This window comes from Sphingomonas sp., from assembly GCF_035555815.1.
Taxonomy (GTDB): domain Bacteria; phylum Pseudomonadota; class Alphaproteobacteria; order Sphingomonadales; family Sphingomonadaceae; genus Sphingomonas.
In genome coordinates, this window is record NZ_DATMGG010000184.1 from 19397 (window position 1) to 35254 (window position 15858).

16 protein-coding genes and 1 tRNA gene are annotated in these 15858 nt (G+C 68.8%); 4 read left to right on the plus strand and 13 right to left on the minus strand.

Annotated elements, in window-relative coordinates; genetic code table 11:
* Positions 1–7: 7 nt before the first annotated feature.
* The 5 genes from VNR91_RS10240 to argH are packed head-to-tail and all read right to left on the minus strand — an operon-like array spanning position 8 to position 4586.
* Positions 8–952 (minus strand): zinc transporter ZntB, encoded by a 945-nt coding sequence (locus VNR91_RS10240; protein WP_325490665.1) that lies wholly within the window; start codon positions 950–952, stop codon positions 8–10.
* On the minus strand, positions 949–1680 hold the full coding sequence (locus VNR91_RS10245; protein ID WP_325490736.1) for a siroheme synthase: 732 nt from the start codon (positions 1678–1680) through the stop codon (positions 949–951). Before VNR91_RS10245 ends, VNR91_RS10240 begins: the two co-directional genes overlap by 4 nt.
* A 17-nt stretch (positions 1681–1697) precedes the next feature.
* A complete protein-coding gene (lysA, locus tag VNR91_RS10250) occupies positions 1698–2954 on the minus strand; it encodes a diaminopimelate decarboxylase (protein ID WP_325490666.1) in 1257 nt (418 codons plus the stop codon).
* 16 nt (positions 2955–2970) lie between these two features.
* Positions 2971–3213, minus strand: a complete 243-nt coding sequence (gene lptM, locus VNR91_RS10255) for an LPS translocon maturation chaperone LptM (protein WP_325490667.1) — start codon at positions 3211–3213, stop codon at positions 2971–2973.
* Positions 3210–4586, minus strand: coding sequence for an argininosuccinate lyase (gene argH, locus VNR91_RS10260; RefSeq protein WP_325490737.1), 1377 nt, complete (start codon positions 4584–4586; stop codon positions 3210–3212). Before argH ends, lptM begins: the two co-directional genes overlap by 4 nt.
* Before the next feature lie 88 nt (positions 4587–4674).
* Here argH and VNR91_RS10265 point away from each other — a divergent pair, with 88 nt between their 5' ends.
* Positions 4675–5202: a TlpA disulfide reductase family protein gene (locus tag VNR91_RS10265; RefSeq protein WP_325490668.1), complete on the plus strand. Its 528-nt coding sequence runs from the start codon at positions 4675–4677 to the stop codon at positions 5200–5202.
* Between the two features lie 133 nt (positions 5203–5335).
* Here the strand turns inward: VNR91_RS10265 and VNR91_RS10270 are convergent, their stop codons facing one another.
* The 4 genes from VNR91_RS10270 to VNR91_RS10285 form a co-directional block, all read right to left on the minus strand.
* Entirely contained in the window at positions 5336–5977 is a 642-nt protein-coding gene (locus VNR91_RS10270; protein WP_325490669.1) for a DedA family protein, read from the minus strand.
* 121 nt (positions 5978–6098) lie between these two features.
* Entirely contained in the window at positions 6099–7499 is a 1401-nt protein-coding gene (locus VNR91_RS10275) for a UdgX family uracil-DNA binding protein (protein WP_325490670.1), read from the minus strand.
* A gap of 4 nt (positions 7500–7503) precedes the next feature.
* On the minus strand, positions 7504–8751 hold the full coding sequence (locus tag VNR91_RS10280; protein WP_325490671.1) for a putative DNA modification/repair radical SAM protein: 1248 nt from the start codon (positions 8749–8751) through the stop codon (positions 7504–7506).
* Between the two features lie 44 nt (positions 8752–8795).
* Complete coding sequence (locus tag VNR91_RS10285) at positions 8796–9959, minus strand: phospholipase D-like domain-containing protein (RefSeq protein ID WP_325490672.1); 1164 nt, start codon at positions 9957–9959, stop codon at positions 8796–8798.
* A gap of 128 nt (positions 9960–10087) precedes the next feature.
* On the opposite strand from VNR91_RS10285, the gene rpoZ reads away from it, so the two are divergent.
* The gene (rpoZ, locus tag VNR91_RS10290) at positions 10088–10432 is read left to right on the plus strand and encodes a DNA-directed RNA polymerase subunit omega (RefSeq protein ID WP_325490673.1); all 345 of its coding nucleotides are present in this window, start codon (positions 10088–10090) and stop codon (positions 10430–10432) included.
* Positions 10433–10859: 427 nt separating this feature from the next.
* On the opposite strand, the gene VNR91_RS10295 is transcribed toward rpoZ, so the two are convergent.
* Together VNR91_RS10295 and VNR91_RS10300 are read right to left on the minus strand one after the other, a co-directional pair.
* A complete protein-coding gene (locus VNR91_RS10295) occupies positions 10860–11423 on the minus strand; it encodes a hypothetical protein (RefSeq protein ID WP_325490674.1) in 564 nt (187 codons plus the stop codon).
* A 153-nt stretch (positions 11424–11576) separates the two neighbouring features.
* Positions 11577–11669, minus strand: a tRNA-Ser gene (locus VNR91_RS10300).
* A gap of 164 nt (positions 11670–11833) precedes the next feature.
* Here VNR91_RS10300 and VNR91_RS10305 point away from each other — a divergent pair.
* Positions 11834–12583 carry a DUF1134 domain-containing protein gene (locus tag VNR91_RS10305; protein ID WP_325490675.1) on the plus strand — a complete coding sequence of 250 codons (750 nt, stop codon included), beginning with the start codon at positions 11834–11836 and terminating at the stop codon, positions 12581–12583.
* Between the two features lie 170 nt (positions 12584–12753).
* On the opposite strand, the gene gor is transcribed toward VNR91_RS10305, so the two are convergent.
* Positions 12754–14100: a glutathione-disulfide reductase gene (gene gor / locus VNR91_RS10310; protein ID WP_325490676.1), complete on the minus strand. Its 1347-nt coding sequence runs from the start codon at positions 14098–14100 to the stop codon at positions 12754–12756.
* Positions 14101–14192: 92 nt separating this feature from the next.
* On the opposite strand from gor, the gene VNR91_RS10315 reads away from it, so the two are divergent.
* Positions 14193–15359, plus strand: coding sequence for a saccharopine dehydrogenase family protein (locus VNR91_RS10315; protein ID WP_325490677.1), 1167 nt, complete (start codon positions 14193–14195; stop codon positions 15357–15359).
* A 174-nt stretch (positions 15360–15533) separates the two neighbouring features.
* Here VNR91_RS10315 and VNR91_RS10320 read toward each other — a convergent pair whose 3' ends face one another.
* Positions 15534–15836, minus strand: coding sequence for a hypothetical protein (locus tag VNR91_RS10320; protein ID WP_325490678.1), 303 nt, complete (start codon positions 15834–15836; stop codon positions 15534–15536).
* Between the last annotated feature and the right edge of the window lie 22 nt (positions 15837–15858).

Here is a 15858-nt window from a genome sequence, read left to right on the forward strand (position 1 = left end):
CGCGGCGTTACCGCGTCCAGTGGCGCCAGATGAAATAGGCGGTGATCCCCACCGCGATCAGCGCGCAGATCGCCGAAATCGCGTCGAACGCCCACGGCTCCTGCGCATAGGGCAGACCGTGGACGTTCATCCCGTACAGCCCGGTGATGAAGGTCAGCGGCAGGAACACCATCGCCGCGATCGCGATGATCAGGCTGCGCTGGTCGATCAGTTCGGCGCGCAGGTCGGTCAGCGACTCATGGGTCAGCCCGGCGCGCTCGCGGATCGACTCGACCTCCTCGGCCATGCGCGCGGCGCGATCGGCGGCGGTGGCGAGGTGCTGGCGGTCGTCGTCGTGCAGCCACGCGCACGGTAAAGCCGCCAGCTTGTCGAGCGCGGCGCGCTGCGGGAACAGGAAGCGGCGGTACTGGATCGCCTCGCTGCGCACGCGCGCGACGCGGCGGCGCAGCTCGAACGCGTTGCTCGCCTCGATCGCGCTCTCGCACTCGTCGAGCTGGTCGCCCAGGTCGGCGACGATCGGATCCAGCTCGGCGGTGATCGCGATCGCGAATTCGGCGATCAGGTCGCCGGGATCGGCGACGCCGCCGGCCTTGACCAGCGCCTTGACCTCGCCCAGCGCATTGAGCGCGCGGCGGGTGACCGAATAGACCCGCCCGGCCAGCGCATAGATGCGGACCGATGCCAGCTCGTTCAACGCCGGATCGGGTGAGGGGCCGCGCAGGTTGATGAAGGCGCCGGCGCCCATCTGGTCGCAGCGCGGCCGCGATTCGACCGCGGTCAGCGCATCGATCACATAGTCGGGCAGCCCGGCCGCGCCGCCCAGCCAGCGTTGCGCCTCCTCGTCGTTGACCGTCAGATGGACCCACACCAGCCCCGCGCTATGCTCCGGCGCCTCGCCCAGCGGCAATTCGGTGGCGACGCCGCCCTCGACCGCGAAGGCGAAACCGCTCACCCGGCGAAATCCAGCACCACGCTCAACCCGGGCAGCGGCGTGGCCGGCGGCGGCGCGGCGATCCGCTCGGCATCGCCGCGCGCGCGGTCGAGGATCGCCGCCGGCACGGTCGCGCCATGATAGACGCGGTCGGCCAGGCTCAGCCAGCGCGCGGTGCGCAGCGTCAGGTCATCGGGATCGGGCGATGTCAGCGTGGCGGTCACCATTTGCGGGGCAGGGGCGTCAATGCCCGATGCCAGCCAGCGTTCCACGTCGGGCGCGGCGAACGAATCGAGCGGACCGTCCTGCGCCAGCGCCGCTCCGATCGCGCGGCGGCGGTCGTCGAAATCGGGCCAGCGCGCATGGATGCGCGCGCGCGCCGCCTTCAGCCCGGCGGCCAGCGCGCCGAGTCCGGCGGGCAGCCACGTCTCGATCCGCTGGCGCAACTGCGCGGCCAGCCCGGCCGATGCGCCGCCGGTGGAGACGGCGACGATCACGTCGCCGCGCTCGACGATCGCCGGCATGGTGAAGTCGCACAGATCGGGCCGGTCGGTGGCGTTGACCAGCACGCCGCGCGCGCGCAGCCGGATCGCGGCGGCCTCATCCCCGACGACGAAGGCGAAGCGCGCCTGCGCGTCGTCCTCGGCGACGACGGTCGCGCCGGCGCGTTCGATCAGGCGGCGCTTGGCGTCCGCCATGTGCCCATCGCCCACCAGGATCACCGGCTTGCCGTGAAGCCGCATGAACATCGGCAGGCTGTGGAGCGTCACAGCCACTCGGGCACGCGCTCCGCGTCGATCAATGCGCTCGGCGCGATGCGATCGGCGACCACGGCATAGCGATCGCCGTCGACCAGCACTTCGGGCACCAGCGCGCGGCTGTTGTAGGTCGACGCCATCGTCGCGCCATAGGCGCCGGCGGTGTGGAACACGCCCAGGTCGCCGCGCCGGACCACGTCGATCTCGCGGTTCTTGGCAAAGGTGTCGCCGCTCTCGCACACCGGCCCGGCGATATGCGCGATCATCCGCGTGCCGGTGGGGCGCACGGCGGAGAATTCGTGGTGCGCGTCGTACAGCGCCGGGCGGGCGAGGTCGTTCATCGCCGCATCGACGATCACCCAGGGGTGGCCGACGCCCGGCTTGACCCAGATCACCTCGGTCAGCAGCAGCCCGGCGTTGCCGGCGATGAAGCGCCCCGGCTCGAACATCAACGTGACGTCCCAGCCGGCGGTGGCGCGGGCGATCATCGCGCCGATCTCGGCCGAGACCGGATAGACCTCGCCCGGGCGATAGGCGACGCCAAAGCCGCCGCCCAGGTCGACATGCGTGACCGCGTGCCCCGCCGCGCGCAGATCGGCGACCAGCCGGCCGATGCGGGCATAGCTGGTCTCCAGCGGGGCGAGGTCGGCGATCTGGCTGCCGATGTGGCAGGCGACGCCGCGCATATCGAGGCCGGGCAGCGCCGCCAGCCGGGCATAGATCGCCGGGGCGTCGTTGATCGCAACGCCGAACTTGTTCTCCGCCTTGCCGGTGGAGATCTTGGCATGGGTGCCGGCGTCGACATCGGGATTGACGCGCAGCACCGCCGGGGCCTTCACCCCGCGCGCCAGCGCCAGCGCGGACAGCACCGCGCCTTCTTCCTCGATCTCCAGGTTGAACTGGCCGATCCCGGCCTCCAGCGCTGCGTCGAGCTCGGCGATCTTCTTGCCGACCCCGGAAAAGACGATGCCGGACGGCGCCATGCCCCCCGCGATCGCGCGCTGCATCTCGCCGGCCGAGACGACGTCGGCGCCATAGCCCAGCTTGGCCAGGATATTGACCACCGCCAGATTGGGATTGGCCTTGATCGCATAGGCGAGGTGGACGTTGTCGAGCGCGGCCAGCCCGGCGCGCAGCGCGGTGGCGTTGGCCTCGAACGCGGCGCGTGAATAGACATAGACCGGCGTGCCGACCTCCGCCGCGATGCGGGCGAGCGGCACGTTCTCGGCGTGGAGTTCGCCGTCCTTCAGATGGAAGTGAGTCATGGTGTGGTGTGCGCCATCAATTGGGGGGAGGAAGGTCGAACGGGTCTTGCCCGCGCTCCTCCGAATTCTTGAGCAGCTCGTCGCTGCGGTCGGGCCGGGCTTGCGCGCCCGGTTTGAGCAGGTCCGCCGGGGTCGGCGTCGCCGGGGCGCCATAGGGCTTGACCGGCAACATCTCGCCCGGCGGGGGTTTCAGGTCACCCCGCGCGCCGCATCCGGCCAGCAGGGTCGCGACCACAAGCGCCGATGCCAGCCGTTTCATCGTTCCGCCTCCCGCGCCGCGCGCGCCGCCGCCACCGCCTCGCGCACCCGCGACGGCGCGGTGCCGCCGAAACTGGTGCGGCTGGCCACCGACGCATCGACCGCCAGCACGTCGAACACGCGCCGGTCGATGCGCTCGTCGATCTCGCGCAGCGCGCCCAGCGGCAGCGCATCCAGCCGGACCTTCAGGCTTTCGGCATGGGCGACGGCGCGCCCCGTGATGTGATGCGCCTCGCGGAACGGCACGCCCGCCTCGCGCACCAGCCAGTCGGCCAGGTCGGTGGCGGTCGAAAAGCCGGTCTCCGCCACTTGCCGCATCCGATCGGTACGAAAGGTCGCGCTGTCGATCATCCCGGTCATCGCCGCGACCGACAGTTCGAGCAGCCCATGCGCCTCGAACACCGGCGGCTTGTCGTCCTGCATGTCCTTCGAATAGGCCAGCGGCAGTCCCTTCATCGTCACCATCAGGCTGACCAGGCAGCCGGTGATGCGCCCGGCGTGGCCGCGCACCAGCTCGGCGGCGTCGGGGTTGCGCTTTTGCGGCATGATCGAGCTGCCGGTCGACCATTGGTCGCTCAGGCTGGCAAAGCCGAACGGCTGCGACGCCCACAGCACGAATTCCTCGGCTAGCCGGCTCAGGTGCAGCGCGCACTGGGCGGCCGCCGTCAGATATTCGATCGCGAAATCGCGGTCGCTGACCGCATCCAGCGAATTGGTCGTCGGTCCGTCGAAACCCAGCGCCGCCGCCGTCGCGTCGCGATCGATCGGAAAGCCCGTGCCGGCCAGCGCCGCGCTGCCGAGCGGGCTCTTGTTGAGCCGCGCGCGGGCGTCGCGAAACCGGCCGCGATCGCGCGCGATCATGTCGTGATAGGCCATCAGGTGATGGCCCAGCGTCACCGGCTGCGCGCTCTGGAGGTGGGTGAAGCCGGGCATCACGCTGGCGGCATGTTCGTCGGCGCGCGCGATCAGCGCGTCCTGCAATCCGCCGAGCGCCGCGTCAGTCTGGTCGATCGCGTCGCGCACCCACAGCCGGAAATCGGTCGCGACCTGATCGTTGCGGCTGCGCGCGGTGTGCAATCGCCCGGCGACCGGCCCGATCTTGTCCGCCAGCCGCGCCTCGGTCAGCATGTGGATGTCCTCGAGCGCGAGGTCGTCGGGCACGCCGTCGGCCGCGTAATCCGCCGCCACCGCGTCCAGCCCGGTCAGGATCGTCGCGACGTCGTCGGCCTCGACGATGCCCTGTGCGCCCAGCATCGTGGCGTGCGCCTTCGATCCAGCGATGTCCTGCCGCCACATTTGCTTGTCGAACGGGATCGATGCATTGATCGCGCGCATCACCGCCGACGGGCCTTCGGCGAAACGCCCGCCCCACATGGAGTTTGATTTGCTCATGCGATCCGCGATTGTGCCTGTCCTTGCCATGGCCGCGCTGGCCGGGGGCTGCGATAGGCAATCACCGCCCGTGGCACAAGGCAACGAGTCCGCCAATGTCGCCGCCGGCGACGAAGTCCCGCCGCCGTCGCCGGACGAAGCCTTGGCGAGCGGCCCGGCGGCCAAGCCCGGCAGCTTCGACACCAGTCATCGCGGTGAGGCGGCGCCGGACTTCGCGTTTCAGGATCCGGCGGGCAAATCGGTGACGCTGGCCGCCTATCGCGGCACCCCGGTGCTGCTCAACCTGTGGGCGACGTGGTGCGCGCCGTGCATCAAGGAAATGCCGTCGCTCGATGCGCTGGCGGTGCGGGAGGGCGCGAAGCTTCAGGTGATCGCGCTGTCGCAGGATCTGGACGCGGCCAAGGTCGCGCCGTTCTGGGCCAAGGGCGGCTACCGCGCGATCAAGCCGTCGCTCGACCCCAAGATCGCGTTCAGCACCGGCCTGGGCGTCAACCTGCCGACCACGATCCTCTACGATGCGGCGGGCAAGGAAGTGTGGCGGGTGAGCGGCGCGGCCGAATGGGACGGCGCCGACGCGGCAAAGGCGCTCGCGCTCTAACCGCGCCCACCGCGTAGCCGTACCCCACCGCGTTCTGGGGGCACTTGCCCGTGCTCCCGAACAAGGCGGGCCAAAGGATCGAAGGTGTATCCCTCGTGGTCCCGGACCCCCGCCTGCGCAGGAGGACGATCCATCAACCCTTCGCCTTCGCCTTGCGGATGCCGCGAATACGAAACCAGATCCACGTGCCCGCAAGCACGACCAGCACCACGCCGATCACCGCGTCGGCCGAATGGAACGCCGCCTTCAGCCGCGGGTCGCTGTGCCAGGCCTGCCCCAGTTTCATCCCCACCCAGGTCAGCGCGAGGCAGAACGGCCAGCTTCCCGCGAAGGTATAGAGGTGGAACGGGATCAGCGGCATCCGCGCGACGCCGGCGGGAAAGGCGATGAAGGTGCGGATCACCGGCAGCAGACGGCCGATGAACACCGCCGAATTGCCCCAGCGCTGAAAGAAACGGTCGGCGGCGTCCAGCTCGTCCGGCCCGATCAGCAGATATTTGCCCCAGCGCTCGATCACCGGGCGGCCGCCGCGCTTGCCGACCTCATAGGCGATGATCGAGCCGACGTTGCACCCCAGCGCGCCGGCGGTGGCGGCGGCGTACAGGTTCATCTGGCCGGTCGAGACCAGATAGCCCGCGAACGGCATCACCAGTTCGGACGGGAGCGGCACGCACGCGCTCTCGATCGCCATCAGGATGAGGACGCCCAGATATCCGGTCGCTTCGATGACCGCGATGACGATGCCGGCAAGCCAGCCGAGGATCTGTTCCACCATGGGCGGCGGTCGTGGCCGATCGCCGGCGGTTTGGCCAGCCCGTTTGACGACGACAGCTTGGGGGGAGGCGACAAAAGCTCCGCGCCGCCCTCCGCGCGCGTCTCGCGGGAGAGCGACAGGCCTACGCCACCCGCGCGGCGGCGGCCTTCAGATCCTCGACAAAGCGATCGAACTCGGCCTGCGCCTCGTCGCGGTCGGGGATGCGCAGCAGGTAGCTCGGATGCACCGTCACCCACGCCTCGCTCTCGTCCGCCAGCGCGATCGGCCTACCGCGTACCGCGCTAATCGTCACCGCCTTGCCCAGCAGCGATCGTGCGGCGGTGGCGCCGAGGGCGACGGTGATGCGCGGACGGATCAGCGCGCGTTCCTGCTCGATCCACCATCGGCACGCGTCGATCTCGCCCGCGTTCGGCTTCGCATGGATGCGGCGCTTGCCGCGTTGCTCGAACTTGAAATGCTTGACCGCGTTGGTGACGTACACGCCCGCGCGATCGATCTTCGCCGCTGCCATCGCGCGGTCGAACATCTGCCCGGCGGGGCCGACGAACGGCCGGCCGGCCAGATCCTCCTGGTCGCCCGGCTGCTCGCCGACGAACACCATCTGCGCGTCGAGCGGGCCCTCTCCGAACACAGTCTGCGTCGCGTCGCGATACAGGTCGCAGCGGGTGCAATGCGCCGCCTCGCCGCGCAGCGCCGCCCACGCCGCGTCGACATTGCCGCCCGGTGCGGTTCTCGCCTTTGCGATCATGCCCGTCTCCCTTGCCCGGGCGCCGGCGATCAACTCTCCGACCAGCGCGGTTTCGGGCATCGCGTGCCAGTATTTGCGCGGCATCTCCTTCAACATCGCGCCGACCTTCAAACGCGCGGGATTGAAGATCGAGGCATAATAGGTCTTCCACACCTCTTCGGCGGGATCGCCGCCGGGTGCGTCGCCGCGCACCGCGCCGGGGCCTTCGCGCACAATCGCGCCGTCCCAGTGGAGCGACAGCGCTGGCGTCAGGATCGACCAACGCATCGCGGCAAAGCGATCGACGAAGAAGGCGGCGTTGGCGCGGACGATGTGGTGCTCGGGCGTGAACCACGCGACGAAGCGGGGCACGCCATCATCGTCGACCGTTTCGCGGAACCGCAGAAAGGCGCGCATCTTGTGGATGTCGCGGCGCACCTGCCGCGCCATCGCCTCTAGCCGGCGCAACTGCGGATCGGCGCGGTCGCCGATCAGGCGCGGCTGCTCGATCAGGCGGGTCAGCATCGTATAGAGCATCCCGAACCGGGCGGGTTCGGTATGAAGCAGTGCGGCGCCGGCCAGGTCGATGAACGGACGCGGTACGCGCAGCGGCGGCGCCTCTCCGCCGACGATCGCCTCGCCGCCGACGATGGCCTCGCCGCCGAACAGGTCGGTCGCGCCATCGCCCACCTGCCAGACCACATCGTGCGGCGGCACGCGCGCGGCCACCAGCCGGCGGGCCGCATCGCGCCAGCCGGCGAAATCGTCCTCGGATTGCAACGTCGCGATCGCCATCGCTTCAGCCGAACAATTCCATCTGCTCGGCACGCGGCGCGACCAGCGGCTTCAATTCGGCGCGGTCGGCCAATGCGGTGGGGCGCCAGTCTTCCGCGACGATGAACGGACGCACCTTCGTCAACGACGCGGTCAGTCGGCCGACGTCCGCCAGATGCAGCCGACGCCAGCGCCGCGCCGTCAGGATCGCCGCGACCGCGCGCGTGCCCAGTCCCGGGACCCGCAGCAACGCCTCTCGCGGCGCGCGGTTGACGTCGACTGGAAACCGATCGCGAAAGCGCAGCGCCCATGCCAGCTTGGGATCGATGTCCAGCGGCAACATGCCCGTCTCGGCATCGGCGGCGGCGGCGACCTCGCCCGGTTGATAGCCATAGAAGCGCATCAGCCAGTCCGACTGGTACAGCCGGTGCTCGCGCATCAGCGGCGGCCGCCGCAGCGGCAGCACCGCGCTGGCATCCGGGATCGGGCTGAACGCCGAATAATAGACCCGGCGCAGGGCGAACCGGTCATAAAGGGTCGCGGCCTTGCCGACGATCTCGCGATCGGTGGCGGCGTCGGCACCGACGATCATCTGCGTAGACTGGCCGGCGGGGGCAAAGCGGGGGGCCGATCGATAGCGTCGCCGCGCATCCTTTCCGTCGTCGATCGCGTCGCGCAGGCCATGCATCGCCCCCTCGATCCCCGGTGCCGATTTTTCGGGCGCGAGGCGCGCGAGCCCGGCGACGGTCGGCAGTTCGACGTTGATCGATAGCCGGTCGGCATGGCGCCCGGCCTGGTGGATCAGCCCCGGATCGGCATCGGGGATCGTCTTCAGGTGGATATAGCCGCGAAACCCATGGTCCTCGCGAAGCGCGCGGGCGACCTCGACGATCTGCTCCATCGTATAGTCGGGCGATCGGATGATGCCGGACGACAGGAACAGCCCCTCGATATAATTGCGCCGGTAAAAGGCGAGGGTGAGGTCCACCACCTCCGCCGCGGTGAACCGCGCGCGGCGCACGTTCGAACTCTTGCGGTTGATGCAATAATGGCAGTCAAAAATACAGCTGTTGGTCAGCAGGATCTTGAGCAGGCTGATGCAGCGGCCGTCGGGCGCATAGGCGTGGCAGATGCCCATGCCGCCGTCGGTGGATCCCAGCCCCTTGCCGTCCCGGCTGCTGCGCTTGACCGTCCCCGACGACGCGCAGGACGCATCATATTTGGCGGCATCGGCCAGGATCGCCAGCTTTTCACGAACATCCAGTTGCGCCATGCGTTCGATATATGTTCCAAACCGCGCTGTGTCGAGTCAATGGCTTAGCGCCGCTCGTGTCCGAAGTTGAGGCGCCGGGTGACGCCGGGGTCGAGCACAGCCATCACGAACCACGCGACCAGCTGTTTGAGCCGGATCCACGGATTGGATCGCGCGCGGTGCAGCTCCGGGGTGATTAGCTCCGAATCGGCGACCTCGCCGTCGACATAGGCGCGGACGTGCGCGGCAAAGGCGGCGTCGTGGACGCGCAACATCAGTTCCAGGTTGAGGTACAGGCTGCGCATGTCGAAATTGGCCGATCCGATGTGGACGACGTCGTCGATCACGAACAATTTGGTGTGCAGCTTGGTCGGCTGATATTCATAGATCCGCACGCCCTTGCGCAGCAGTCCGGCATAGGTGAACCGCGCGGCCCAGATCGCGGCGGCGTGATCGTTCTTGGCGGGCAGAACGATCCGCAGCTGCCGGCGGCGCCCGATCTTGTCCAGCCGACGGAGCATGCCGGGACTGGGCGCGAAATAGGCGGCGATGATGTCGGCGCGGCGCGCGCGCTTCAGGTCGGCGCGGACGGTACGCGCCCATGGCGACAGCTTGCGCGTCGGTCCGCCCAACAGCCAGCGCGCGTCACCCTCTGGCTCGCTCCAGTCGGCCAGCAGCTTGCGCAGGCTGCGTAGCGACGCGCGCGGGCGGTGCGCCCAGGCCGACAGCGCGTCGTAATATCCCGAAAGGCGCGGCACGGCGGGGCCTTCGACCACCAGCCCCAGGTCGCGCCATGCCTGGTCCGCCTCGGTGCCGAAATAGCTGTCCTCGACGTTGAACCCGCCGACGATCGCGATCGCGTCGTCCGCGATCGCCAGCTTCTGGTGGTTGCGCAGCAGATAGCGTCGGCCCAGGCGCGGCACGAAACGGCACACGTCGACCCCCGCCGCCGCCAGCGGCTCAAAGAAGCGGCGCTGCGCGGCATGTTCGCTGCCCAGGCCGTCGACGGTCAGCGCGACCCGCACGCCGCGCGCGGCGGCGCGGATCAGCGCGTCGCGCACCGCCGCGCCGGCATCGTCGTCGACATAGATATAGAACAGCAGCCGGACGCTCGCGCGCGCCTCGTCGATCAGCGCGATCAGCGCCGCGATCCGGCGCGGGCCGGTGTCGAGCATCGTCAGTCGATTGCCGTCGACGGAGAAGCTGGGCTGCGGCGGCGGCTGTTCCACCCGGCATCTGTGCCGCCTCCCGCGCGGGGGGGCAAGCGGCATGTATCGGGGCGATTTCCTTGACTCTCGCGCCCGCGATCCCTAGGTGCTCCGCCTTTCCCGGACCCCGTTTTTTCAAGGAAGTGCCGATGGCGCGCGTCACCGTCGAGGATTGCGTCGACAAGATCCCGAACCGTTTCGACCTCGTCCTGCTCGCCGCGCAGCGCGCGCGGCAGATTTCGGGCGGCGCCGAACTGACGCTCGATCGCGATCGCGACAAGAACCCGGTCGTCGCGCTGCGCGAGATCGCGGAGCAGACCGTGACCCCGATCCAGCTGAAGGAATCGGTCGTCTCGGGGATGCAGAAGGTCCAGATCGACGACGAGGAAGCCCCGGACGAGATCGGCAGCCTGGCCGCCTCGGCGGAGGCGCTGCGCCTCACCGCCGCCGCGCCGCCGCGCAACCAGAATGTCGGCGGCGACTACGACGGCTGAGGGCGGCGCGGCGAGTGCGCGAACGCCGCGCCGCGTCGTGACATCCGTCCGCCACAACGGACAGAGAGGCCGGGGCAGCGATGCTCCGGCCTTTTGCGTTGGTGCGGCAATCTGGTGCCGCGAATACCGGTGGCGAGGGGTGATATGCGGGGAAGCGCGCCGACGCTGTGCCGATGTTCCCCAGCGCAATTCGCAGGACTCCGGCTCCTGAACCGTCCTGATCGTTCAAAATGCCGGGGACGGACTTCGACCCTGGATGGGCGTTGGCGGTGCTGCCAGACCGGCGCGAACCAGTCTCCACACGATACATTGTCAGGCGTGAGTTGAGCGCCACGCAGATTGTCGAAATCCTGAACGCTCGCCGCCAACCCAGCGCATGATGCCGTCTCGCGGGCGGGCCGGCGTCGGCTCCCGCTCCGCACACGGTTCAGCCGGCCCGCGCTTCAGTCGCTTCGTAATGCCGCTGCAAGGTCGCCAACACCTCGGCGAAATCCTCTATCGGTGAATCGTCGGCCGGCTGCTTGGGCAAGCCCCGCGCATCGAGCATGGCCGTCGCGATCTTCACGGCCGCGTCGGCGAGCTGGATCATCTCATTGCCCGTAATGTCAGCGCGCTCGAAAACTTGCGCATAGGTGAGCTTGTTGCTGCGGTGCGCAAATAGCTGATCGCGGAACTGCCGCACTTTCGAAGCCATAGGTTCCGCCTCGGCGATCTGATCGGCCGCGACGTCGCCCAGCTCGGCGGAGAGCTTCTTGAACCGAATTGTCCCGTGTCGATCGCCGAAGAGATTGTGGATCGTCACCATGAAGGCGACGAATTGCGCGTGCTCGATAAACCGCCAAGCGTTCCAATGCTCATCTAGCGCTTCGTGAAAAAGCGCCCGCCCGGCTGCGCTGGCCGTCGACCACCACAAGCCGCAATGGACACGTGCCCGCACGGCCAGCTTCGCCGCGCTCGTGATCTGTTCATCTAGGTCGAGGGGCTTTGCCATCGAGGCGTCTTATCCGATCGGCCCGACAAGTCGTGGTCGTAACCGTTCTTTTCGGCACAAAATCGACCGCTACCGAAATGTGGGTAGAGCCGGGGGCCGGCTAGCATAGATGTCGGCTAACATCATGGAATATAATGAGATTTTAAGCAGAATTGGCGGAGACGGAGGGATTCGAACCCTCGGTAGGAGTAATCCCCCTACGGCGGTTTAGCAAACCGCTGGTTTCAGCCACTCACCCACGTCTCCGGATGCGGCAGAGCGCCGGCCTATAGCGACGACGTTCGGCGCAGGCAACCCGACCTTGCGCGTGCCGGCCGGGCGCGAAATCGATTCGATTCGTCGCCTGTTCATTGCCAGGCAAGCCTGCCGCTGCCACGCTTGCCCGCTATGATGGCCCGGGGGCTTCGATGATGCGCGTTTCCAAGGCCTTGGGCCTGTTCTTCCTCACTGCCGCGATGCTCGCGGCGCCGGCCTCTTCGCAGGTCCGCACCGTCGATCCCAACAGCGCGATCGATTCCGACCTGCGCGCCAGCCCTGGCGCGGGCCAGCAGGCCCCGGTGCAGTCGCAGGAAAATCTGCCGGTCGATCCAGGCCCCGACGGCACCGTCCAGTCCGCCGCCGTGCCCGTGTCGGGCGATCTGCCGCCGCCGGTCCGCCCGACGCGCGGGCAGGACGTGGCGACCTATGAGGACGAGGACGTCATCGCCGCGGCCGAGGGCGTGTTCGGCAAGGGCGCGCAGGGCCTGGCGTCGATGGTCGAGAACCTGCTCAAGAGCCAGGGCCGGCCCAACGCCTATATCGCCGGGCGCGAGGCGGGCGGGGCGCTGGTGGTCGGCCTGCGCTACGGATCGGGCACGATGAGCCACAAGGTCGAGGGCGATCGCAAGGTGTTCTGGACCGGCCCGTCGGTCGGCTTCGACGTCGGCGGTGATGCGGCGAAGGTGTTCGTGCTGGTCTACAACCTCTACGACAGCCAGGATCTGTACAAGCGTTTCCCCGCCGCGGAGGGACGGGTCTATTTCGTCGGCGGGTTCGCGGCGACCTATCTGCGGCGCGGCGATATCGTGCTGATCCCGATCCGGCTGGGCGTCGGCTGGCGGCTGGGCGCCAACGTCGGCTACATGAAGTTCTCCGAGAAATCGCGCTGGCTGCCGTTCTGATAGGGTGGGCGATGCGCCCGAGGGCGCGTCGCCGGCCAGCCTGATCCCACACCGTCATTGCGAGCCCCGCGCAAGCCGGGCGACGCGATCCGGCGCGGCGTGCGAGGGCACTGGATTGCCGCGCGGCGTCGCCGCTCGCAATGACGATTCAGGAAAGCACTCATCGCCTCCTAGCGCATCAGCACCAGTTCCTCCGCCATCGACGGGTGGAGCGCGACGGTCTGGTCGAAATCGGCCTTGGTCAGCCCGGCCTTCACCGCGATCGCGGCGGCCTGCAATATCTCCGGTGCGTCGGGACCGATCATGTGCAGGCCGACGACGCGGTCTGTGACGCCGTCGCACACCATCTTGTACAGCGCGCGCTCGTTGCGGTTGGCGAGCACGTTCTTCATCGCCCGGAAATCGGACTGGTAGACCTTGACCGAGCCGAGCTGCTGGCGCGCCTGGCTTTCGGTCAGGCCGACGCCGGCCATCGGCGGGTGGCTGAACACGGCGCTCGGCACATTGTCGTAATCGACCCGCCACGGCTTGTCGCCGAACATCGTGTCGGCGAAGGCCTGCCCCTCGCGGATCGCCACGGGCGTGAGTTGGATGCGGTTGGTGACGTCGCCGACCGCATAGATGCTGGGGCAGCTCGACCGGCTGTCGGCATCGACCTTGACCGCGCCCTTGTCGTCCAGTTCGACCCCCGCGCCCTCCAGCCCGAGCCCCTCGGTGTTGGGGACGCGGCCGGTGGCGAACAGCACGCGATCGACGGTGATCGGATCGTGGTTGGTCATCTCGACGGTCAGGCTGCCGTCGTCGCCCTTGGTGATGCCCCGGAATTCGGCGTGGAAACGGAATTCGATGCCCTTTGCCGTCGAGATCTGGAGCAGCCGGTCGCGGATCGCCGCGTCATAGCCGCGCAGGATCACGTCGGTGCGGTTGATCAGCGTCACCTTGCTGCCGAATTCGTTGAAGATGCCGGCGAATTCATTGGCGATATAGCCCGCCCCGGCGATCAGTACCCGCTTTGGCAGCGCGTCGAGGTGGAACACCTCGTTCGAGGTGATGCCCAGTTCATGGCCCGGACAGCCCGGCACGGCGGGGCGCGCGCCGGTGGCGACCAGGATGATGCGCGCGGTGACGGTGCGCCCGTCGGCCAGCCGGACGGCGTTGGCGCCGGCCACCGTCGCGCGTTGGTGGATGATCTCGACCTTGTGGCTTTCCAGCGTGGTCGTATAGGCGCCATTGAGCCGGTCGACCTCGCTCAGCACATTGTCGCGCAATGTCGCCCAGTCGAAATCGCAGTCGGGCACGTTCCAGCCAAAGCGGCGCGCGTCCTTCAGATCCTCGGCGAAATGCGCGCCATAGACGAGCAGCTTCTTGGGCACGCATCCGCGGATCACACAGGTACCGCCGACGCGAAATTCCTCGGCGATCGCCACCCTGGCGCCGTGCGCCGCCGACACCCGCGCCGCGCGCACGCCGCCCGAACCAGCGCCGATGACGAAAAGGTCGTAGTCGAATTCGGCCATCTGCTGCCCTCCTGCCTGCCGGGCTAGGTAGGGCGTGACCGGCTTGCGCGCCAGCGGGCGATGCGCGACGCTGCGCGAAAGAGGAGAGGGACATGCGCGATTTCGATATCATCGTCTATGGCGCCACCGGCTTCACCGGGCGGCTGGTCGCCGAATATCTGGCCGAACATTATCCCGATGGCCTGCGCTGGGCGATGGCCGGGCGGTCGCTGACCAAGCTGGAGGAGGTGCGCGGCGCGATCGGCGCGCCGGCCGATACGCCGCTGGTCACCGCCAACGCCGACGATCCCGCCGCGCTGCGGGCGATGGCGCAACGGGCGCAGGTGGTGATCTCCACCGTCGGGCCGTACCAGTTGTACGGCAACGATCTGGTCGCGGCGTGTGCGGCCACCGGCACCGGCTATGTCGATCTGTGCGGCGAGCCGGCCTGGATGCGCCACATGATCGACGCGCACGACGTGGCGGCCAGGGCCAGCGGCGCGCGGATCGTGTTCTCCTGCGGCTTCGATTCGATCCCGTTCGATCTCGGGGTGTGGACGCTGCAGGAAGCGGCAAAGGCCCGGTTCGGCGCCCCGGCGCCGCGCGTGAAGGGGCGGGTGCGGTCGATGAAGGGCACCTTCTCCGGCGGCACCTTTGCCAGCGGCAAGGCGACGATGATGGCGGCTGCGCGCGATCCCTCGATCCTCAAGCTGCTGATCGATCCGTTCGCGCTGACGCCCGGTTTCGAAGGGCCGGCGCAGCCCAAGGGGTTGATGCCGGAATATGACGAGGCGGTCGGCGCGTGGGTGGCGCCGTTCGTGATGGCGGCGATCAACACAAAGAACGTCCACCGCACCAACGCGCTGCTGAACCACGCCTATGGCGAGGATTTCCGCTATGACGAGATGATGATCGCGCCGGGGCTGGGCGACATCGGCAAGGCGGCGGCGGAGGCGATGGCCAAGTTCAACCCGATGGCCGGCGACGACGGGCCCAAGCCCGGCGAGGGGCCGTCGAAGGAGGAGCGCGACACCGGCCACTACGACCTGCTGTTCGTCGGCGAGATGCCCGATGGCCAGCGGATCGAGGCGACGGTGACCGGCGACCGCGACCCCGGCTATGGATCGACCAGCAAGATGATCGCCGAAAGCGCGATCTGCCTGCTGCGCGACGTTCCGGCAGAGGGGAAGGGCGGCATCTGGACGCCGGGCGGATTGATGGCCGCCCCCCTGCTCGACCGGCTGAAGGCGAACGCGGGGCTGACGTTCAGCGTGGCGTGACGGGGCCCCGGAGCGGCCGGTTCGCCTCCATGGACGCGGTGCCACCGGCCGTTCCCGCACCTCATTGCGACCCCGGCGTCAGCCGGGGGAAGCCATTCAGAGCGGCGCGCGCGGCGCTGGTTTGCGCGGGGCCCTGCCCCTCGCGATGGCGATCCGCGGTGGCCTCATCGCGCGTCAGGCAAGGAGCGCCACCAGCGCGCCGATCGCGGCGACCGCGCCGGCGGCGGCGATTCCCGCGCGGCGGCGGCGCTTGCGGCTGTAGCTGTCCCACGCCGCGACATCGACGTAGTAACCCCGGCCCTTCGCCCCCGGCAGCAGCACGCCGGCATCCTGCAATTGCGCGAACAGGCGCGCCGACAGGCGGCGTTCCGGGGTGTAGGGCACCGCGCTGGCGGGCGTGACCGCGTTACGCGAAAAGAAATGCGACATCACGTCGCGCCGAGCCTTTGCCACAACTGCCGCTACTGTCGTTGCCATGCGCGTTCCTTCCCGTTTTTCG